This window comes from Borreliella spielmanii (assembly GCF_014201705.1).
GTDB lineage: Bacteria > Spirochaetota > Spirochaetia > Borreliales > Borreliaceae > Borreliella > Borreliella spielmanii.
The window spans coordinates 217,639-241,099 of sequence record NZ_JACHFA010000001.1; the positions used below are offsets into that span (position 1 = coordinate 217,639).

The following is a 23,461-nucleotide window of genomic DNA, read 5'->3' on the forward strand; positions in this document are numbered from 1 at the left end:
TAAGGCTATTACTTATTAAAAAAATCAATCATCCAATAACTCTTCTATTTCATTTTTAAGAACACTAACGCCCGGTCCATAAACCACTTGAACCCCGTTGCCTTTAATAATTATTCCTTTAGAACCGGTTTTTTTTAGAATTTTTTCAGAAACTTTAAGAGCATCTTTTACTGTAATTCTTAGTCTAGTTGCACAACAATCAAGCTCAACAATATTTGAAGCACCGCCAAGCCCAATAATAACCTTAGCAGCATGATTTTCTTCAAATTCACTACTCTTAGAATTTGAAGAATCTCCAGAATTTAAATCTTGCGTTCTACCAGGAGTTTTAAAATCAAACCTATTTATTAAAAACACAAAAGTAAAGTAATAAAGGAAAAACCAAACAATACCTACAACTGGCACCAAAATCCAATTAGTTCTTGAATTTCCTTGCAAAATACCAAACAGAATAAAATCAATAAACCCTCCAGAAAACGTTTGACCTATTGTAATTTGAAAAATATGCGACAACATAAAAGCAAATCCATCAAATGTGGCATGAACAACATAAAGAATAGGAGCTACAAAAAGAAAAGAAAATTCAAGGGGCTCTGTTATACCTGTTAAAAATGATGTTAGGGCTGAAGACATTAAAAGACCAAAAACTTTTGTTCTCTCGTCACGTTTTGCAGTGTAATAAAGCGCAAGTGCGGCTCCAGGCAAACCAAACATCATAGTAATAAATCGCCCACTCATAAAACGACTAGTTCCAACAAAGAATCTATTTGTACCTTGAGAAGCAAGTTCTGCAAAAAAGATATTCTGCGTTCCTTCAATCAATTTTCCATCAATAATAACAGATCCTCCAAGGCCTGTTGTCCAAAATGGCAAATAAAATATATGATGAAGACCAAAAGGTCCAAGCATCCTTAAAAAAATTCCATAAATAAGCGTTCCAATATAACCGGTTGAATCTACTAGGCCTCCTACTTTATTAATTCCATTTTGTACAAATGGCCAAAAAATAAACATAATTACAGCAAGAAAAATACTAGAAAAAGAAACAATAATCGGCACAAATCTAGATCCCGAAAAAAATCCAAGAACCTTGGGTAAATCTACCTTGTTAAACCTAGAATGAAGATAATAGGTCAAAATACCAACTACAACCCCGCCAAAAACTCCGGTTTCTAACGTTCTAATTCCAAGAATCAAACCCACAGCACCGCTAGAGAAAGACTCTGCCTTGCCTGACATATCAATTAAAACCCCAATAGTAGCATTCATTACAAGATAGCCAATAAATGCCGCAATTCCAGCTGTACCTCTATCTGACTTGGCAAGTCCAACAGCAACCCCAATAGAAAATATTGGCGCTAAATTTGAAAAAATAATAGAACCTGATGCACTCATTATCTTGAAAACTGATTGTAAGAAAAATATATCCAAAAAAGAATATGTCTTAATAGTTTCTGGATTAGAAAGAGAACCTCCAATTCCTAAAAGCAACCCTGCTGCTGGCAAAATAGCAATGGGAAGCATGAAAGAACGACCAAATTTTTGAGCTTGTTCAAAACCTTTTACCATAAAAACCTCCTAAAATAAAAAATAAATTAACTCATATAATATTTAAAATTGTCTTTTAACCTGATTTATTTTCTCTACAAATTTTTTAGTAATCTCAACGGGCCTTGTAATAGCTCCCCCCACAACTACTAAATCAACCCCCATTTCAAAACATTTTTGAACCTTTAAAGGGGTGTCTATTTTTCCTTCCACTATTAAAGTGGATTTCAAATTAGAATTAATCAAGGTTTTTAAAAAATGAAAATCATTGTCTGCAATATCTAAACCATTAGTACTTTGTGTATAGCCATACAAAGTTGTTCCAATAAAATCAAACCCCAATTTATCAGCATTAACAGCTTCCTCTAAAGAAGAAATATCTGCCATTAAGCACTGCTTTGGATATTTTTTTTTAATATTTTCAAAAAAATCATAAAGCAATATACCATCGGGTCTATTCCTAAAAGTGGCATCAAGGGCAATTATATCTACTCCTTCATTACAAAGCTCGTCAATCTCTTTCATGGTGGGAGTAATAAACACATCGCAGTTATTATAACTTTTTTTAATAATACCTATTATTGGCAAATCAACTTCCAACTTAATCTGGCTAATATCATTAACCCCATTAGCTCTTATTCCAACAGCTCCACCTATTTTAGCTGCTAAAGCCATCTTAGACATGATAAAACTACTATGTAAAGGTTCATTCTCAAGAGCTTGACAAGATACTATTAACCCTCTTTTGATTCTTGCAATAATAATTAAACCTCCTATAAAATTTATTTTTAAAAAAAAATATAAAAACTCAAATACAAAGTATTTTTTTACTTTAAAAAAAACAATTCTTTTAAAGTAAACTAACATAATTAATATAAATTTAAAAGATAAAAACAAAAATAATTTATTATTCAATAAACATTAAGATATAATTTAGGCATGATAAATAAAATTAACTGGTTTCCTGGCCACATGAAAAGAGCCTTAGATTTGATAAAAAACAATTTACAAAAAACCAATATTGTGCTAGAAATACTTGACGCTAGAGCTCCATTTAGTAGCAAAAATCCCTTAGCTGAAAAAATTATTAAAAATCAAACCAAAATAATTCTTTTACATAAATCTGATATTGCTCAAATAAATGAAATTATAAAATGGAAAAAATATTTTGAAAATCTCGGCAATACTGTAATAATAAGCAATATTTATAAAAAAGGAATGCGCAAACAAATAATAGACAATATTAAAAAATTAGCCATTGTTAAAAAGATAAAAAACTATAAAGAAAAAATAAAGGTTTTAATTATTGGAGTCCCAAATGTTGGAAAATCTTCAATAATAAATCTATTATCCGGTAAAAAGAGCGCAAAAGTTGCAAATAAACCTGGATATACTAAAAATATACAAATAGTAAAAATAAGTGAAGAAATCAATCTTTTTGATATGCCAGGAATTTTATGGCATAATATAGTAGACCAATCAATTGCTAAAAAACTTGCAATATTAGATATGATCAAAAATGAAATAGTAGACAATATAGATCTTGCATTATATTTACTTGAAATAATGGATCAAAATAATAAAAATATTTTACTAAAAAAATATGAGATATATCACAAAAATTCACTTGATATTCTACAAAACTTTGCAAAAGCAAGAAAATTGATCCATAAAAAAAATGAGCTTAACCTCGGGGAAGCATCAAAAATATTAATTAAAGAATTCAGAGAAGGTAAATTTGGGAAAATAATTCTCGACAAAAATTATAATGCCTTTTAAAAAGGGCATTTACATACTTAATAATATTAAGTATAATCTTGATTTGTATTAATACAGCCATAAGGAGGTTGGAATTAGTTGGATAATTTTATCCTAGAGATTAAAAACTTAAGTCATTATTATGATAACAATGGAAGCAAAACTTTAGATAGCATAAATTTAAAAATTAAAAAAAATGAGTTTATTACATTATTAGGCCCGTCTGGATGTGGAAAAACAACATTAATAAAAATATTGGGTGGTTTTTTAAGTCAAAAAACTGGAGAAATTTATTTCCTTTCCAAAGAAATATCCAAAACTAGTCCAAATAAACGAGAAATCAATACTGTATTTCAAAATTATGCACTTTTCCCACATATGAATGTTTTCGACAATATTTCATTTGGACTTAGAATGAAAAAAACACCAAAAGATACAATAAAAGAAAAAGTAAAAACATCTCTTTCATTAATAGGAATGCCAAAATATGCATACAGAAATATTAACGAACTATCAGGGGGGCAAAAACAAAGGGTTGCAATAGCAAGAGCAATAGTAATGGAACCTAAGCTTTTATTACTAGACGAACCACTTTCTGCTCTTGATTTAAAAATGCGACAAGAAATGCAAAAAGAATTAAAAAAAATACAACGCCAACTTGGAATTACATTCATATATGTTACTCATGATCAAGAAGAAGCATTGACAATGAGTGATAGAATTGTTGTAATGAATGAAGGAACAATTCTACAAGTAGGAACACCTGAGGAAATTTACAATGAACCTAAAACAAAATTCGTAGCCGATTTTATTGGAGAAAGTAATATTTTTGATGGAACATACAAAAAAGAGTTGGTTGTCAGTTTACTAGGCCATGAATTTGAATGCCTTGACAAAGGATTTGAGGCTGAAGAAACAGTTGACCTTGTAATACGCCCCGAAGATATAAAGCTGCTTCCAAAAGGAAAAGGACATTTAAGCGGAACTGTAACATCTGCAATTTTTCAAGGAGTTCATTACGAAATGACCCTAGAAATTCAAAAAACAAATTGGATAGTTCAAAGCACAAGACTTACAAAAGTTGGAGAAGAAGTTGACATATTTTTAGAACCTGATGATATTCATGTTATGCGTAAGGAATAATGGTTGTGAAAAAATTAATATTAACCATATACTCTATATTCTTATTAACGTTTAGTATTATTCCTTTACTAATAATAATATTGCTGGGATTTTTAAATGAAAACCATGAATTTACAATCTACAATTTTATTGGGCTTTTAAAACCAAGCTATCTTAGTATTTTTTCAAGAAGTCTAAAATTAGCAACAATAGCAACTATTTTCTGCATTTTAATAGGCTATCCTGCCGCCTGGCTAATTTCATTATCAAAAAAAAGCGCTCAAAACAAATTAATAATAATGATAATACTTCCCATGTGGATAAATACATTACTTAGAACTTATGCCTGGATGAGAATACTTGGAAAAAATGGATTTATCAACAACTTATTTGAAAAAATCGGAATTGGAAATTTAGATCTTCTTTACAATGAACAAGCTGTTACAATAGGTATGGTATACAATTTTTTGCCTTTCATGATATTGCCAATATATACAGGATTTTTAAAAATAAAGTCAGAATACATTGAGGCAGCACAAGATCTTGGAGCAAGAATGTGGCAAATACTAATTTATATAAAAATACCCTTAACACTCTCTTACCTGGCAACAGGAATAATTATGGTATTTATTCCTTCAATCACAGTATTTGTCATTTCGGATTTACTAGGAGGCTCTAAACAAATTTTAATAGGAAATCTAATAAGCAAACAATTTCTTTTCATAGAAGATTGGAATACTGGAGCTGCAATTTCATTTATTTTAATGTTAGTAATATTAATTTTTAATTTAATAATAATAAAATTAATGCAAAAAAATAGTGGAGAATAAAATATGTTTAGGGCCTTTAAAAACACTTTCTTATTCATAATACTCAGCTTTATTTACCTTCCAATAATAATCTTAATAATTTATTCGTTTAACTCTGGTGATAGTGGATTTATATGGCAAGGATTTAGTCTGAAATGGTATAAAGAAATTTTTGCTTCAAGTCAAATCAAATCAGCAATATTTAATACCATTTTAATAGCTACAATTTCGTCTTTGACTTCTGTTATTATTGGCATTATTGGTGCTTACGCAATCTACAAAGCAGAAAATAAAAAATTAAAAACAATACTATTATCAGTAAATAAAATAACAATAATTAATCCAGACATCGTAACAGGAATAAGCTTAATGACATTTTATTCTACAATAAAAATGCAATTGGGATTTTCTACAATGCTAATGTCACATATAATTTTTTCAACACCGTACGTAGTAATAATAATTTTGCCCAAATTATATTCTCTTCCCAACAATATTATTGATGCTGCCAAAGATCTTGGGGCCTCAGAAATTCAAATATTCTTCAATATAATTTATCCAGAAATCGTTGGAAATATAGCAACCGGGGCTCTTATTGCCTTAACATTATCAATAGATGATTTTTTGATATCATTTTTCACTACTGGACAAGGATTTAATAATTTATCTATTCTAATAAACTCACTAACAAAAAGGGGTATTAAACCCGTAATAAACGCTATTTCTGCAATATTGTTTTTTACAATATTGAGCCTTTTGTTTATTATTAACAAATTTATAGGAATTAAAAAATTAACAACAGATGCTGAGCTTTAAAATAAAAAAGGAGTACTTATGAAAAAAATTTTTATATTAATAGCAATTCTTACAACTTTTACTTGCACTAAAAAAGACACAATAACTTTAAACGTATTTAATTGGGCAGAATATATTGATGAGACTTTATTAGATCAATTTGAAAAAGAAAATAATATAAAAATTAATTATGAAATCTTTCATAACAATGAAGAAATGATAGCTAAATTTAACACCACAAAGAACTACTACGATATAATAGTCCCATCAGAATATTTAATCCAAGAATTGATCGATGAAGGCAAAATTGAAAAATTAGATTATTCAAAACTACCAAATGTAACAAAAAACATTTCTCAAAATCTCACAAACCTAGAACATGATCCTGGCAATCTTTATTCAGTTCCAGCTTACTGGGGACTAATGGGCATACTTTATAATAAAACCAAAATAGATTCAAATGATATGCAAGGCTTTGACATACTATTTAATAAAAAATATAAAAAAGAGATTACAATGCTAGATTCTCCTAAAGACAATATTGGAGTCGCTCTAAAAAAACTTGGATACTCAATAAATGAAGACAATATAGATAAAATCAAAGAAGCTGGCGAGCTTTTAAAAATTCAAAATCCACTATTAATCGGATACTTCTCAGATGTGCCTGCAAAATCATTAATGCTAAATGGAGAAGCATCTATTCAACTTACATGGAGTGGTGAAGCACAAAGCGCAATGCTAAAAGATAAAAACTTGGATTTCTATGCACCAGAAAACACCAATCTATGGATAGACGCATTTGTAATTCCTATTGATGCCCCAAATAAAAACTTGGCTTATAAATTTATAAACTTTCTATATGACAATGAACCATCTTATAAAAATTTCAAAGAAACCAGATATAATTCTCCAAATAAAAATGTAATAAAAAGAATAGAAGAAGAAGCAAAAAATAATCCCGAAATGAAATTATATTTAGAAGAAAAATTTATACCAAAAGATTTTTCCAAATTTGAAATTTTTAAAAAAATACCTAAAAAAATAAAAGAGGAAATACTCAAAATATATTTGAATCTATCCTCTTAAATATTAAAAAACAAAAACGATCTTAAAGGCTTTTAAGATCGTTGACTATTATTTAAAAAAGATCTAAATACCGATTTTATATCAAGTCCAATTATAGACAAAGTAATCAACAAGACTAAAAATCCTTGATAAATTAAAAATGGAAAAATGTCAAAAGGAGAAAGCTTGCCTTTTGTAAAATCTACAAGGGCTATGACATGCATACTATGGGGTAAAATGCTTAAAAAAAAGCATGAAGACATACAAAGCAAAGCAGCAATTCGTTTTGAATTTAAGTTATTCTCCTTAGTTATTGATCTTACAACAGAACCACTCATTAAAATAGCAAGTCCATTATTTGCAAGAAACACAGTTAAAATGCCAACTAAAAATACAATTACAAATTCCGAAGTTCTTTTAGATTTTGACATTTTTTGCAATTTTAATAGTAACCAATCAAATCCCCCATACTTAATTGCCATATAAGAAATTCCCCCTGTAAAAACAACAAGAATAAACATTTCTCCCAAGTCTAAAAATCCCTCATTGATTTTTTTAGCCAACAATAAAAAAGTAATATCTGAATAATAAATTCCAATCATACCAGCAACAACAATACCTAAAAACAAGGCTAAAAATACATCAAAGCCTGAAATTGCAACAACCATAACAAAAATATATGGAATAATTTTAAAAAAATTTATCTCACCAGGCTCAACAATAAAACTATTAGTCTTAGTATAATAAGAACCTAAAAATGCAAAAACAATGCTTGCTAAAATTGCCGCTGGAAACGTATAAAAAGATCCATTTTTAAAAACATCAACAATATTAACCTTTTGAGTACGACTTGAAATAATAGGGGTATCTGATATTAAAGACATATTGTCTCCAAATGCACCAGCACTAAGAATAGCACCAGCAACTAATGGAAGAGAAATATTCACCCTGTCTGCAAGTTCTAAAGCAATAGGAGCAACAGCAACAATGGTTCCCATAAAACTTCCAGTAGAAAAAGACAAAAAAAGGGTAATTAAAAAAATGCCACATACTAACAAATTCAATGGAACATATTTAATGCCAATATTTACCACAGCTCCAACACTCCCTATTTCTTTGCAAACAGTAGAAAAAGCGCCAGATAACATAAATATTAAAGATATAAAAATAACATCTTGTTGAGCACAACCTTCGATAAATTTATTCATTTTTGCCAAAAAAGATCCTTTAAAAACAATAAATGTCAAAACAATGGCAATAAACATGGCAAATATAGGAGGCATTTGATAAAATGCCTTTTCTACACCGTTAAGATAAAGAATAAGTCCTGTACCAATATAAATCCCTATAAAAAGAAAAAAAGGTGTAAGTCCCCAAAAATTTGGAACTATATCGGTTTCTCTTTCCAATTTCAAACCTCCTAAATTATATAATACAATTAAAAATAATTTATTCTAAATAAAATCAATAAAATTGACCAATAAAAATTAAATAATGCAAACCTTAAAGTTTTTAAAATTTTTATTTTTTTAAAAAATATAAAAAAAGTTTTTTTATATCAATTCCCAAAATAGACAAAATAATAAAAACCAATAAAAATCCAAAATAAACCAAAAATGGTAAAACGCTAATTGGCGATACAAGTCCATTTGAAAAACTTACTAAAATAATCATTTGAGCACCATAAGGAATAATGCCTTGAAAAATACAAGAGAACATATCTAAAATAGAAGCACTTCTTTGAAAGCTGATGTTATTTTCAAAAGCTATCTTTTTTGCCACTTTGCCGCAAATAAGTATGGCAATTGTGTTATTAGCAAGAAAAACGTCAACTATTGAAACAAATGCCCCAATAGAAAATTCAGCTGAACTTTTTCCTCTAATCAAAGATTTCAATTTAATAAGCAACCATTTAAACCCTCCATTATGAATCGCAGTAAAAGAAACTCCCCCTGTTAAAATTGAAAGAAAAATCAAATCTGCCATATTTAAAAACCCTTTATTAATGTTTTTCATTACATCTAGAACATACAAATCACCATACAAAACACTAATAAGAAATATAGAAAAAATACCCAAAAAAAGAACTAAAAAAACATTCATTCCGGCCAAAGAAAATAATATAATTATTAAATAAGGCACGGTTTTCACCAAATCTATTGAACTTTCATGTGAAAAATTTGCAGTATTAAGCAAATTTTCAGAAAGAAAGAAAAAAGAAAAAAAAGTTAATATAGCTGATGGAAAAGCATAAAAACTGCTGCTAATAAAAACATCTAAGATACTACTGCCCTGAGTTCGGCTAGAAACAATAGTTGTATCTGATATTAAAGAAAGATTGTCTCCAAACATAGCTCCACACATTACAGATGCTGCTATTAAATTTGGATTAATATTGCTTTTAAAGGCAATATTAAAAGCAATAGGAGCAATTGCAACAATAGATCCAACAGAAGTACCCGCAGAAAAAGAAAGAAAGCAAGTTATAAAAAATATACCAGAAACAATCCAATTAGGATTAATATATTTAATCCCTAAATTTGCCACAGTTTCAACACAACCTATTTCCTTACAAAGAGAAGAAAAAGCCCCCGAAAGCATAAAAATAAGACACATTAGTATAATGTCGTACTGAGAAGCTCCTTTAATAAATATGTGAATTTTGTCAGAAAATTTTCCTTTAAACAACAAAAAACAAACAATAGAAGCAAAAAACATCGCAACGCTAGCTGGCAATTGATAAAAGGCCATTTCCACACCAATAACCCCTAAATAAATCCCTGTACCTAAATACATAATAATAAAAACAAAAAAAGGAACAAGTCCAAAAAAATTTGGTTGAACTCTTGCTTCAAGATTTTCCATATACATCCTTTAAGTATAAGCGCTGCTTTTTAAAAAAGATTGCTTATTTTTTAATGATACCTCAAATTATTAATCGATACATAAACTTGCAGTCAACTCAAGGGCAAAAATCACCAATTCTCTTAAAATATTAAAAAGAAAAACAAAATTTATCAAAAAACTTTAGTACTAAGTCACAAGAAATAAAAATCCGAAGACTTTAGACGTTAACTGCAAATAAGATAAACGTTAAAAATGAATAGAAATAAATTATATAAAAAATTTTAAATTATTTATCTTTTTAAAAAACTTGAAAAATTAAATTTTCCGCCAAAAATGATCTTTTTCCAAAATAGAATCTATCTCTTTTGGCCCTTCAGACCCATAAAAATAATTACAAATTTCAATATCTGCCCATTTATTGGCAATATCTGAAACAAATTCCCAAGAACTTTCAATCTCATCACTTGTAGCATACAAAGTGCCATCTCCTAAAAAAGCGTCTAACAACAAACGCTCATAAGCCTCATCAAACAATCTTTTAAATGCCCCGTGATATGAAAATTCCATATTAGCAGTTTGAATTTCATAATTATACCCGGGTTTTTTGGTATTGAATTTAATTTCAATCCCATCTCTTGGTTGAATCCTAAATATTAAAGCATTGGAAAAATCAACAGAACTATTATTAAAAAGAGTAAAGCTCGGCTTTTTAAATTGAATATATATTTCTGAAAATTTCCTAGCAAGACCTTTGCCAGTTCTAAGGTAAAAAGGAACACCAGACCAACGCCAATTATTAATAAAAACCTTCATAGCTAAATAAGTTTCAGTATTTGAATTTCCCAAAGATTCTGTTTCATCTTTATAGCCTTTTTTAAAAACCCCTTGAACTTGTGAGCCTATATATTGCCCTTTAATAATGCAATTCTTAATATCCTCTTTGTTAATTTTTCTCAAACTTTTTAAAACTTTCACCTTCTCATCATGAATAAACTCAGAATCAAATCTAATAGGGGATTCCATGGCAACAAGGCTTAACAATTGTAAAATATGATTTTGAACCATATCCTTTAAAGCTCCAACAGAATCGTAATACTCTGCTCTTCCATCAAGACCTAATTCTTCTGCCACTGTAATCTGAATAAAATCTACATAACGATTATTCCAAATATTTTCAAAAATAGAATTGCCAAATCTAAATGTAAAAATATTTTGAACCGTCTCTTTACCTAAATAGTGATCTATTCTATAAATTTGATCTTCTCTAAAAGCAGAATACAGTAAACTATTTAATTTTTTAGCTGTCTCAAGACTAGAACCAAAAGGCTTCTCAAGAACTATTTTAGATAAAGTTAATTTTTCAATTAAAAAATACTTTTTTAGATGATTAATTATTGGTCCATAAAATGTAGGAGACGTTGACAGATAATATATTGTCTCTCGGCTTTTATCTAAAAATTTAAATAATTTTATATAAGGCTCCTTTTCATTAAAATCACCAAATACATAAATAAAGAAATTTAAAAAAATTTCAATCAAAGAATCAGTCTCTTCTTGCCACAAAGAATCTTTAATATATAATCTAAATTCTTTATCTGTAAAGATTTTACGAGAAACACCAATAACCCTAAAATTGCTAATACATTTATTTTTAAATAAATTAAAAAGTGAAGGAATAAGTTTTTTTCTAGACAAATTCCCAGTAACTCCAAAAATTACAATATCAAAATTAGAAACACTTCTTTCTTTCATACAATCTGGTCCAACCTGGTCACCTTATTATATATTACAAATATATATTTATAAATATGAACAAATAAATAAAAATTAAGCTAAAATTAAATATTATTTTTTTTACAAACAAAATTAGTATATAATAAGGAGAATGAAAAATCTATCGCTATTTACAGATTTTTATGAAATTTCAATGATGAATGCTTATTTTATAAAAGGCATTAACCCTAAAGCAAAATTTGAAGTATTTTTTAGAAAAACACCGTTTAAAAATGGTTATATTGTTTTAGCTGGAATACATACATTAATTAATGAATTAAAAAATATTCATTTTACTGAAAATGAAATTGGATATTTAAAAAGCTTAAATATTTTGGATAAACGATTTTTAAACTTTCTTAAAGAACTTAAACTAAACATAAAAATAAGTTCAATAGAAGAAGGTCGCTTGGTTTTTCCCTACACACCGGTAGTTGTGCTTGAAGGGCATCTAATAGAATTGCTATTAATAGAAGGGCTGGTTTTAAACATAATAAACTTTGAAAGTTTAATAGCAACAAAAACATCAAGAATAAAAGAATCTGGTGCAAAAATTTTAGCAGAACTTGGATTAAGAAGAGCACAAGGAATAAATGGAGCACTCTCTGCTAGCAAAGCTGCCTACATAGGGGGAGCAGACTTTACAAGCAATATGCTTGCTGGATATAACTACAATATACCAATCACAGGAACAATGGCTCATAGTTGGGTAATGAGTTTTGAAAACGAAGAACAAGCATTCAGAGAATATGCAAAAACATATCCAACCAAAGTATGCCTACTGATTGATACTTACGACACGCTTAACAGTGGATTAAAAAATGCTATTAAAATATTTAAGGAACTCAAACAAGAGGGAAAAAACAATTTTTCGATAAGAATTGACAGCGGAGATCTTGAATATTTAAGTAAAGCAGTAAGAAAAGAATTAAACCAAAATGGTTTAAGTCACGTAAAAATTATTGCATCTAATGAGCTTGATGAAAATATTATCATGTACTTAAATTCAATAAATGCTCCAATTGATATTTGGGGCGTTGGGACAAATTTAGTTACAGCAAAAGGAGATCCAAACCTTTCAGGAGTATATAAAATGATTTCTATAGAAAAAAATGGAAAATTTATACCAAAAATAAAAATATCAAATAACGCAGAAAAATCAACATTGCCTGCCCAAAAAGAAGTTGCAAGAATCTATTTAAAAGGTCAAATGATCTTTGATTTTATATTTTTAAAAGAAGAAAAAGATAAAATCAAAGATCATCTAAATTCAAGAAAAGAATTTACCATTTTTCATCCAATACAAGATAACGTTTCTAAAATTATCAATCAATATGACGATTTTGAATTTTTGATTAACACCGTATTAGAAAATGGAACACTTCACAAAGGCTATGAATCTAGTTTAAATAACATTAGAAACAAAGCCAAGCTTGACTTAAGCAAGCTTGAACATACATACAGAAGAATAATTAATCCCCACATATATAAAGTGAGCATCAGTAAAAACTTAAGAAAATTAAGAAACAAGCTCACAAAAGATAATAAAAGCAATTAATCTGTGAATATATATAAAACTAACAAAGTAAAAAAAATTTACAATAAAATTAAGGAATTAACTCAAAAGGACAATATCTTTAAAAAAGAAACACTCATTATAGTAAAAAACGATCTCTTAAAAGAAGAAATTAAAAAAACTATAGCAAGACTAAATGGGATTTCTTATAATCTAAATATTAAAAAAAATGCTATAAAAAGCATATATGAAATTTCTTTAAAAAATCCCAATATAAAAAAATATATAGAAAAGAACACTTTTTCATTTTACTTGGAAACAGAAAAATTCATTTTATATAACATATTGAAAGCTGAAAAACTAAAATACATAAAAGATTTTAAATCAACAAAGAATAGATACTTTTTTGCATCAAAAATAATAGATTTATTCCACCATTATTACTCAAAATTTTCAAAATTAATTGAAACCTGGGAAGACAATGGATTTTTATGCCAAGAAGAAAATTTAAAGCCCTACGAGAATATGCAAAAAGAACTATTTAACAAACTCTTTGAAAAACAAAAAAATATTTTAAACTTACATAAAAAAATAATTCAGGAAAAATCAACAAAAAATATAGAAATTGAAATTAAAAAAATAATATTTATTGGCAATAATAAAGAGCTTGAGAAAAAAACTCTTAATTCTTTAGAAAAAATTTTTGACTTTGAAGTGCATGTTTTAATTTTTGAAGACTTGCTCAACTATAAATCTACTCTTGTTGAAGAATTATTGTTAACAAGGACAAAAATCAACCCAATAAAATACCAAGCTTTAGAAAAAGTAGATATTGAATTATTTGAAGGTGAAAATTTTTTAACAAGCATTAAAAATAACATTATAGCAAAAACTCCACTTTCAAAATTAGACGATAGCTTCAAAATAATAGAAGCTAAAAATCAAAAACGTGAAGTAGAAATTTTGGTAAATCAAATAGTACACTCAATACAAGAAAATAACCTGAAATTAAACGAAATAGCAATAACTTGTTTGCAAGAAGAATTCAACGAATATTTGCCATATATAGAAGAGTGCCTAAATAAATATGAAATTGAATATAGCGTTTTATGTCATAACAATTTATCAAGAGGAGAAAGTATAATAGCATTAAAAAGGTTAATGGATCTTTTTATATCAAAAAACGAAACAATTAGTAATTTCAGCAGAAAAGAAGTATTTAACCTATTGAGCAACAATAAAGTAATGAAAAAATTTAATATATCAGCATCTGAATTAAACTATTTAATAGAATTTAGCGATGCAATGAACATTAGCTTTGGTGCAAATAACACTCACAAAGAAAGCCTAAAATATGATCAAAACTTCTTAAACTCATGGGAAGACGGATTTAATCGATTTTTAATGTCTGAAATATTTGATGAAAAATACGAAGAGGAAATTCACAAAGAAAGCATAAGATTTCAAGATCAAGAAGCAATAATCAAACTTATAACAATAGTAAAAAGTTTGTACGAAGATATAAACTATTTTAAAAACAAATCATATAAAGTATATGAATGGGCAGAAATAATAGAAATTTTTATTCAAAAATATATTGATCTTGAAGAATTTAATACAACTGATGAATATTTACGAAATAAAATAAAATCCTTTAAAAACTTTCCCAAAGATTTAAATGACAATCTTTACAAAAATTATTTAAAAGAAATTAATGAAATAAAAATTGAATTTTATCTTTTTAAGATTATGTTTGAAGAAAGTCTTGAAAAAGAAAAATACGGAATAATGTATAAAAAAAATGGAATATTGATTGCCAATTACAAAGAAATAGAATATCTTCAAAAAAAAGAAATTCATTTTTTGGGATTTCAAAAATTCAACTCTAAGATAAATTATAATAATATGAATTTATTAAATGAATACTATGAATATGAGAACACCGAAAAAGACGCAATCACAACTCTTTTTAATTTAATTTTTGCAACATCAGAAAAATTTTACCTTTACTATTCATTTCAAGACAATCTAAGCTCAGAAATTAATACATCAAAAACAATAAACAAAATACTTGATCACATACAAAAATATGAAAAAAATTTTCAAATAGAAAAGCATCCAAATCAAAATCATGACCTAGTTTATTTTAAAAATGTAAAAGAGAATTATTTAATAAACTATGATTTAGAGGCCTTTAATATCGCAAAAATACTACAAAATTCTAAACCAATTAAGTTTAAGCAAAATAAAATTCAACTAGAAGGTCCGATTACGCTGAATTTATATGAATTAAAAAACGCCCTTTCTAATCCTTATAAACATTTTTATGAAAAAACATTAAACGTTAAAATACAAGACATAAGATTAGAGAATGAAATCAAAGAAAAACAAGAAGAACAAATTTTCAACACTATTGAGATTATTTACAGACTTATAAAAAATTCAACACTACTACATGAATACATAATGGGGAAAAAAGATAATGCAGGGGAAGCAATAGAAATTATTAAAAATCACATTAGATATGAAATACAACAAGGAAGCATGCCTTTCAACATAGATCAAAAAACAACCGTAAATGATATTCTTAAAAAAATAAATAAATTAAAAAATAACGCTGCTAAAAGCTTAAAAACCCTTTCAATAATGATAAAAACCAAAATTAAATTTTGTCAAAAACTAAAACTAAATTTTCAAAAAAAATTTATAGAATTTGAATTAAAAAAAGATATTGATAATGTATATAAAATCGAAAACGATTATTTTTATTTAAATTTTGTAAAAAAAGACTATTGTAGCATCCCAGATAAAATAAAAAATGAAATAGATTTATATATAACAGGACTACTAATAAAAAAAGAAATACAAAACTTCAATTCATTAACAGAAATAAGAATTAATCTTGAAAGCTTATCTGCAAAAACAACTATTTGGTATCACCATAAAGAAATAATAATTGATGACATTGAAAATATGCTTATGCAATTTGCATACATATCAAGCTATCCAACTCCAATTTACCAAAGCTTGATAATTAAAATTTTATCAAAAATAAATCAAAATAACTTTTCAAATTGCTTTGAGAATTTCATAAAAATGCAAATAAAAAACCCTTCTAAAGCTTATTTTACAAGCAAGGCGCACGAGAGATTCTTAAAAACTAGCGAAATAACACTTTGCGATTATTATAACAGATTTAAAGACACCCATGATTTCAAACTAGACAAAAATTTACTAACATTAATAGAAAAATTTTATATTAAATTTGCAAGGACAAATAATTAAAATTCATGGACAAAATCCTAGAAAAAATTCAAAATAACTCAACAATATTAATAGAAGCGTCGGCAGGCACTGGCAAAACCCATATACTTGAAAATTTGGTTTTAAATTTAATGAAAACCAAACTATACTCCATAAATGAAATCTTGGTATTAACTTTTACAAAAAAAGCTACAGAAGAAATGCACGCAAGAATACTAAAAGCAATAGAAAATGCTTATTTTAACTTAAAAACAAATGAAATTTTAAAAGAAGCTTATGAGCAATCAAAAAAACTCTTTATATCAACAATCAATAAATTCGCATTACATGCCTTAAATAATTTTCAAATTGAAACAGAAAATTATTCCAAATATAAACCTAAAGAAAAATTTTCAAAAGAAATAGATGAAATAGTTTATGACTTTTTAAGAAAATCAGATAGCTTAATTCAAGCTCTTGATATTAAAGACTATGAACTTAAAGTATTTAAATCTGATGCTAAAAACACAGAAGAAATTGTTTTAAAAATAAAAAAAGCTTACGAAAGAGATACAACTCAAGAACTTGAAGATTGGCTTAAAACCCAAACACCATTTGAAAACATTCTTCTTAAAAAGGAAGAATTGATCAAAGATTATAACAAAATAATAGAAGACTTAGATAAAATGACAGCAGATGAAATATTAGGTTTTTATAATAAACATATTCAAACTGGCAAGCTTGAAATAGAATACTCCAAAGAAAACGACATATTAAAAATAGCAGAAACATTATTGAAAAATAAATTTTTTTCAACCGTAATAGAAAAGGAAACTAAAAAAAATGCCAAATTATCACCTAAAGAACTTAAAGTTAAAAATGATTTAATCTGTTTAGGAATTAATATTAAACATGAAAAATATAAATCGGAAGACAATAGAAATAAAAATAGAAATAATTTAAAGCAATATGTTATTTTAAAAGTTGAATACAAAATACTAAAGTACATAGAAAAAAAACTAGAAAAAATTATTAAATCCACAAGCACAATAGATCAAAATTACATAATTTCAAATTTAAAAAATTGCTTAAAATCAGAAGACAAAAAGCTTCTAAATGCAATCAAAAATCGATACAAAATTATTTTAATTGATGAGGCACAAGACTTAAGCTTAACTCAAATCGAAATATTTAAAATATTAAAAACAGCAGGAATAAAATTGATATTCATAGCTGACCCCAAACAGATAATATATTCCTTTAGAAAAGCAGACATTTCATTTTATAACAAAGAAATAAAAAATAAAATTAACACAGATGCTAGAATTGTATTAAAAACAAATCATAGGTCAAGTAAAAAACTTATCAGGCCTTTAAATAGAATTTTTGACAATATATACAATAATACAATAGTCGATGATATTGAAAAAATTGAATTTACTAATTCACTTGCAAATCAAAAAAATGATAATAATAACATTTTCATCAACGGACAAGAAATAGAAGGAATCAATATAATAACCACAAATGCCGAAAACGAAGAAGACATTTACCAAAAAACAGCATTGACAATAAAATACTTGCTTACATATGGAACAATTAATGAGAACAATAAGATTAGAAATATTAAAATGCAAGACATTAAAGTACTTTGTAGAGGAAAAAATGAAATCAATTTAATAGATAAAGCATTAAAAAAAGAGCAAATCCAAACAAACAAAACTCAAGATAAATTTTTAAAAACCAAAGAATTTAGCGAAATTTTCTATATTCTTAAGTGCTTAGACCGAAAACAAAATTTCAAATCCTTAAATTATATCCTAAACAGTAAAATATTAAATGTGCCATGGGATTTGCAAAGAATTTTAATCAAACAAGACAAAATTCACATCTTAGAAGAATTTATTGAAAATATAACAGCTTTGCTTGAAAAAAATGAAATAACATTAATAAATGCAATTAATAAAATTGCACTCGAAACAAACTTGTGGATCAAAATTGCAAATAGCACTAATGATCAAAAAATTATTAAATGGGCAGAAAATAAAATAAATTACAAAGGTCTTCTTATTAAAGAAGGTAAGCTTGAAAACTTAAAAACCTATGAAACAGTACTTGAGATCATCTCTAAAATATATCATAAAGAACAAAACATACAATCTCTAATATCTACTTTAGAAAACCTAATAATAAACGAAGAGCCTGAAGAAATAGAAGAAAGAGTTAATAATATAAATAATGACAATGAATCTATAGAATTGCTGACAATACACAAATCAAAAGGGCTTAGTATGAATATTGTATTCTTAATAAATACATCTCCAATAGAAAATAGCAATATTTTTTCAAAAAAAAATTGTTTTTACAAATTTTATCAAAACGGAAAAATTGAACATGATTTTTTTAAATTGGAAGAAAATAAAAAATATGCAAGACTAAAAATACTAAGTGAAGAAAAAAATATATTTTATGTGGGGGCAACAAGAGCTAAATTTGCTCTTTTTATTACAAAAACAAATAGCATAACTAGCAAATTATTAGAAATGGCAAAAATTTTTACTATTGATGACATTAAACATGACTTTAACATACATGAATTTATTAACCAAAAGAAATTCAATAAAAAAAAGAACAATACAAATATAAACACAAAATTAATCCCACCAAAACCAATAATTAAAAACATGTTTAAAAAAGAATATACATCTAGTTTTTCAAGTTTAACAGCACAAGCTCATCATACAACATTTTACGAAAATTATGATTTTAAAAATACCAACTACGAAAAAGAAACAGATTTCACAGATTTCGATGATTACGAGCCTACATTAGAAGAGACTCTACCTAAAGGAAAAGATAGTGGAAACATTTTGCATGCCGCAATGGAGGAAATAATTTTTAGTACAGCAAAAGATACATTTGATAATTTTAAAAAAATTAACATTAAAATTATTGAAAAACAAATACAAAAAATTAACTCAAATCTTAATACAATAGAAATACAAAATTCATTAACTAAAATGATTTACAATATACTAACTTATAATATAAAAGCAATTAATGCGCGTCTGTGCGATATTGAAGAATTACAAAAAGAAATGGAATTTTTAATCAAAATAAATCCTAAATTTCAAAAACAGAAAAATCTTTTTGACGACCACTTTGAAGCTTTTCACATAAAACTAAATGATGGATATTTAAAAGGAATAGTAGATCTCATATTTAAAGCTAATAATAAAATATACATCCTGGATTACAAAACAAACTATCTTGGAAAAGATGCAGATGATTACAATATAACAAATTTAGAAAATATAATAAAAAAAGAATATTATGATTTGCAATATAAAATATATGCACTTGGAATAAAAAAAATATTATTTAAAACTAAAAGAGAATATAATCAAAAATTTGGTGGAATAATATATCTTTTTACAAGAGCCTTTAAAGACAATATTGAATGCTTGCAATCAAAATTTGAAAATGGTATTTATTTTGATCTTCCCAGATTTAATGATGTGGACTTAGATAAAATTATCCTAGGATTAAGTATTAAAAGGCACTTATGAGAGATTTTTTAGTATTAAGAGAATTTTTAAAAGATAAAAACAAAAAATTTTTAACTCCTGAACTTAAGCTTTACGAAATAATTGAACTTTTAAATATCAATAAAAAAAATTGCTATAAAGCACAAACACTTGCAAGATCCATAAACAATGAAAATATTGTAATATTTTTAATATTTTTATTTAACTACTTTGACAAAGGTCACTTAAGAGCTAATATAAATCTATTAGCAAAAGATATTCAAAACACAATAACATTCACAAAAGATAACTTAGAAAAAACCAATAAAGGCTATAACAAATTAATAAAGATGCTAAAAGAGTTAGAAATATTTGGAAATCTAGAAACTATTAAGAATATGGTTTTGCTTTTAAAGAAAAGCAACATACTAATGGAATTTAATAAACTTAAAATTACAACTCCCTTAATCCTGGAAAACAATATCTACATTTATACTCAAAAAAACTTCAGAGAAGAAGAAGAGTTAATAAAACAAATCATAAAAAGATTAGAAAACCATAAAAGTGAATTAAATTACAACGAAATACAAAATATAATATCAAATTTAAACACTAATAATTTAAATAAAGAGCAAATCACATCTGTGAGAAAGGCTTTACAAAGCAATTTCTTTCTATTAAGCGGAGGCCCTGGAACAGGCAAAACTACAACTATTAACTATATCTTAAAAGCAATTAATAAAACACTAAACAATAAAAAAAAAAGATTGGTAGCAATTGTAGCACCTACAGGAAAAGCTAGCTTAAGATTAAAAACAAGTATCGACTATTCATTTGAAAATTTAGAAATAGAGTGCAATACAATCCAAAAACTATTAGGAATCAAATTTATAAATAAAAAAAATTTATATGATGAAGAAAATCAACTAAATTTTGATGTAGTAATAATTGACGAAGCTTCAATGGTAGATGCACATACTTTTTTAAAGCTATTAAAAGCAACACCAACAACTACTAAACTAATATTAGTGGGAGATAAAAATCAAATTCCATCTATAAATGAAGGGAATGTATATTCAAGTCTTTTAGGAGTAAAAAAAATAAATAACGATAATGTAGAAGATCTTAAAGAAAATTTCAGAAGCAATAAAGAAATAAACTTACTCTCAAAAGCCATATACAAAGAAGATAGCACTTTAATTTGCAAATACATTAATAATAATAAAAATATTCAATTAAAAGAAATAGAAAAAATAAACTTAAAAAAAGATCTAATAGAATATACAAACAATTTATATAAAAAAATATCCACTTTTAATCTTAAATTACTAAAAGAATCAAAAATTGAAACAATACTTGAAACCTTACTTGAAAATATAATTTTAAGTTCAAAAAATTTTGGAAAATTTGGAACTAAAACACTAAATGAAATAATAAAAACTTACCTAAAAAAGACCTATGGAAGCTTTATTGGTCAAATAATAATGATAACTAAAACTGACTATAAAAATAAATTATTTAATGGAGAAAGAGGGGTCATTTTTAATGAAAATTCTAAGTTTTATGCTTTATTCCAAAGAAAAGACGAAAAATATAAAAAAATAAATCTAGATCTACTAACAAATTATGAATTCAGCTTTGCCACAACAATACACAAAAGCCAAGGATCTGAATACAAACATATAAAAGTAATATTAGAAAATAACCCCTTTTTAACAAAAGAACTTATGTATACTGCAATAACAAGGGCTAAAGACAGCTTAGAAATAATTTCTAACAAAGAGACTATTCTTAAACTAAGCAAAAAATCTTGCGAAAGAGATTCAAAAATACTAGAACACTTAAACTCATTTAAAGAAATTGACAAATAAGTTAAAAACTACTATAATCTTTAAAAAGAATGACTTTGGGGGCGTAGTTCAGATGGTTAGAACGCCTGCCTGTCACGCAGGAGGTCGCGGGTTCGAGACCCGTCGCTCCCGATGCCAACTTTTATTTTATTATATCAAAAGTTTTTCTTAAAGAATTTATTGATGCTCTAACGAGTTTTGAATAATAAAAAATTACAAATATTTAATTTAAAAGTTATAATTTAAATAATTCAAAAAAATAAAACCTATAAGGAGAAGGTTAAATGAATCTAAAAAAATACTTATTTTTCACTACTTTATTATTGATTTCAACATCTGTTTTTGCACAAACCAACACAATAACAAAAGAAAATATAAATTCAAATGGAAACCTAAGCCAATTTGGAGTAGAAGAGATCTGCCCAATATGTGGATATGTTAACTGTATTTGCGATGAAAAAACTACAGAAATCGCTGCAAAAATCACACAATCAAATACAACAGGCTCATTTGTAAGCATAGCTACACTTGCATTGTTGGCAGTTATAGGATTAGCTCTAGCAACACATAAATTGTATAAATTAAAAAATTTGAAAATTTAAGCAAACTAATTACTGTAGCTTTTTAAAAGCTACAGTAAAGTTTAAAAATCAAATATTACAAATGTCCTCAACCCTAATCTCACAAAGCATCTTTTTAACATCTTGAAAATCACAAAGATTACCTTTTAATGCCGTAGCTGTACCAGCTGCAACACCAAATTTGAATGAATCTTTCAAAGTATTTCCATTATCAAAAGCATACACAAATCCTGCAATCACAGAGTCTCCTGCCCCAATGGTACTAATAGAGTTAATCTTTGGAACAAAAGCCCTAAAAGCAACATTTTGACTACCAATAAACATAGCTCCGTCACTTCCCATAGAAATTATCATATTTTGCACCCCACTTTCTACAAGATTTTTCCCGATTTTAATCAATTCTTTTGTAGAATTAAATTTAGCATTAACAAGATCCTCAAGTTCATAAATATTAGGCTTTATTAAAAAGGGATTTAATCTAAGAATTTTTTTTAAAGGTTTTCCACTAGTATCAATAATAAGCTTAACATCATTAGAAATGCTATTAGATATTTCGTTGTATGCATCCTCGCCAAGAGATGCAGGAACACTCCCTGACATCACCAATATACTATTATTTGTTAAACTTTTAAGCCTATCTTTCAAAAGTTCAAATTCATTCTCAGAAATATCTGGAGAATTAGCATTAATTTCTGTTTCTCTGCCATTTGCTATCATTTTAATATTTAGTCTTGTATTATATTTTATTTTAATAAAATCGTTTTTTATACCCTTAAAATCAAGAGAAGATCTTATATAATCTCCCGTAAAACCTCCTAAAAATCCAAGAGCCGTACTAGGTTTTCCTAAATTTTTAAGAACAGTACTTACATTTATTCCCTTACCACCAGCAAAGAAATTGCTATTCAAAGCATAATTAAGACTTTCTTCCTGAAATTCTTTTAAAACTATTTTATAATCCACAGAGGGATTAAGTGTTAGAGTATATATCAAGATAATCTCCTTTAATTGATAAAATTAATTAAAT

At 26.7% G+C, this 23,461-nt stretch carries 16 protein-coding genes and 1 tRNA gene; 11 read left to right on the forward strand and 6 right to left on the reverse strand.

Translation table 11 applies throughout. The annotated features are described in order from the left end of the window. Positions 1-24: 24 nt before the first annotated feature. Both HNR35_RS01005 and HNR35_RS01010 read right to left on the reverse strand, forming a co-directional pair. Positions 25-1,569 (reverse strand): maltose/glucose-specific PTS transporter subunit IIC, encoded by a 1,545-nt coding sequence (locus HNR35_RS01005; RefSeq protein ID WP_006433761.1) that lies wholly within the window; start codon positions 1,567-1,569, stop codon positions 25-27. Positions 1,570-1,611: 42 nt separating this feature from the next. Next, entirely contained in the window at positions 1,612-2,325 is a 714-nt protein-coding gene (locus tag HNR35_RS01010; protein WP_183223607.1) for a putative N-acetylmannosamine-6-phosphate 2-epimerase, read from the reverse strand. 162 nt (positions 2,326-2,487) lie between these two features. Between HNR35_RS01010 and ylqF the strand changes: the two genes are divergently transcribed. The 5 genes from ylqF to HNR35_RS01035 all read left to right on the forward strand — a co-directional run bounded on the left by ylqF (position 2,488) and on the right by HNR35_RS01035 (position 7,118). After that, positions 2,488-3,327, forward strand: coding sequence for a ribosome biogenesis GTPase YlqF (ylqF, locus tag HNR35_RS01015; protein WP_006433665.1), 840 nt, complete (start codon positions 2,488-2,490; stop codon positions 3,325-3,327). Positions 3,328-3,405: 78 nt separating this feature from the next. Then, the gene (locus HNR35_RS01020) at positions 3,406-4,449 is read left to right on the forward strand and encodes an ABC transporter ATP-binding protein (RefSeq protein WP_006433797.1); all 1,044 of its coding nucleotides are present in this window, start codon (positions 3,406-3,408) and stop codon (positions 4,447-4,449) included. Between the two features lie 5 nt (positions 4,450-4,454). Then, positions 4,455-5,258 (forward strand): ABC transporter permease subunit, encoded by an 804-nt coding sequence (locus HNR35_RS01025; RefSeq protein ID WP_183223347.1) that lies wholly within the window; start codon positions 4,455-4,457, stop codon positions 5,256-5,258. Positions 5,259-5,261: 3 nt separating this feature from the next. Further along, positions 5,262-6,053 carry an ABC transporter permease gene (locus HNR35_RS01030; RefSeq protein WP_006433736.1) on the forward strand — a complete coding sequence of 264 codons (792 nt, stop codon included), beginning with the start codon at positions 5,262-5,264 and terminating at the stop codon, positions 6,051-6,053. A gap of 18 nt (positions 6,054-6,071) precedes the next feature. Next, positions 6,072-7,118, forward strand: coding sequence for an ABC transporter substrate-binding protein (locus HNR35_RS01035; protein ID WP_183223349.1), 1,047 nt, complete (start codon positions 6,072-6,074; stop codon positions 7,116-7,118). 32 nt (positions 7,119-7,150) lie between these two features. On the opposite strand, the gene HNR35_RS01040 is transcribed toward HNR35_RS01035, so the two are convergent. From HNR35_RS01040 to zwf, 3 genes are all read right to left on the reverse strand, one after another. Further along, the gene (locus HNR35_RS01040) at positions 7,151-8,506 is read right to left on the reverse strand and encodes a Na+/H+ antiporter NhaC family protein (protein ID WP_183223351.1); all 1,356 of its coding nucleotides are present in this window, start codon (positions 8,504-8,506) and stop codon (positions 7,151-7,153) included. A gap of 112 nt (positions 8,507-8,618) precedes the next feature. Continuing rightward, on the reverse strand, positions 8,619-9,962 hold the full coding sequence (locus HNR35_RS01045; RefSeq protein WP_006433812.1) for a Na+/H+ antiporter NhaC family protein: 1,344 nt from the start codon (positions 9,960-9,962) through the stop codon (positions 8,619-8,621). 297 nt (positions 9,963-10,259) lie between these two features. Then, positions 10,260-11,696 carry a glucose-6-phosphate dehydrogenase gene (gene zwf / locus HNR35_RS01050; protein WP_006433656.1) on the reverse strand — a complete coding sequence of 479 codons (1,437 nt, stop codon included), beginning with the start codon at positions 11,694-11,696 and terminating at the stop codon, positions 10,260-10,262. 133 nt (positions 11,697-11,829) lie between these two features. Between zwf and HNR35_RS01055 the strand changes: the two genes are divergently transcribed. The 6 genes from HNR35_RS01055 (at position 11,830) to HNR35_RS01080 (ending at position 22,455) form a co-directional block, all read left to right on the forward strand. Continuing rightward, complete coding sequence (locus tag HNR35_RS01055) at positions 11,830-13,275, forward strand: nicotinate phosphoribosyltransferase (protein ID WP_006433740.1); 1,446 nt, start codon at positions 11,830-11,832, stop codon at positions 13,273-13,275. Between the two features lie 3 nt (positions 13,276-13,278). Then, on the forward strand, positions 13,279-16,518 hold the full coding sequence (locus HNR35_RS01060) for a PD-(D/E)XK nuclease family protein (protein WP_183223353.1): 3,240 nt from the start codon (positions 13,279-13,281) through the stop codon (positions 16,516-16,518). 5 nt (positions 16,519-16,523) lie between these two features. After that, entirely contained in the window at positions 16,524-20,045 is a 3,522-nt protein-coding gene (gene recB / locus HNR35_RS01065; RefSeq protein WP_183223355.1) for an exodeoxyribonuclease V subunit beta, read from the forward strand. Beyond that, positions 20,042-21,874, forward strand: a complete 1,833-nt coding sequence (recD, locus tag HNR35_RS01070; protein WP_183223357.1) for an exodeoxyribonuclease V subunit alpha — start codon at positions 20,042-20,044, stop codon at positions 21,872-21,874. The genes recB and recD overlap by 4 nt, the downstream gene beginning before the upstream one ends. Before the next feature lie 37 nt (positions 21,875-21,911). Beyond that, positions 21,912-21,985, forward strand: a tRNA-Asp gene (locus tag HNR35_RS01075). Positions 21,986-22,137: 152 nt separating this feature from the next. Then, the gene (locus HNR35_RS01080) at positions 22,138-22,455 is read left to right on the forward strand and encodes a hypothetical protein (protein ID WP_006433772.1); all 318 of its coding nucleotides are present in this window, start codon (positions 22,138-22,140) and stop codon (positions 22,453-22,455) included. A gap of 48 nt (positions 22,456-22,503) precedes the next feature. On the opposite strand, the gene pfkB is transcribed toward HNR35_RS01080, so the two are convergent. Further along, positions 22,504-23,427: a 1-phosphofructokinase gene (gene pfkB / locus HNR35_RS01085; protein ID WP_183223359.1), complete on the reverse strand. Its 924-nt coding sequence runs from the start codon at positions 23,425-23,427 to the stop codon at positions 22,504-22,506. Positions 23,428-23,461 lie beyond the last annotated feature (34 nt).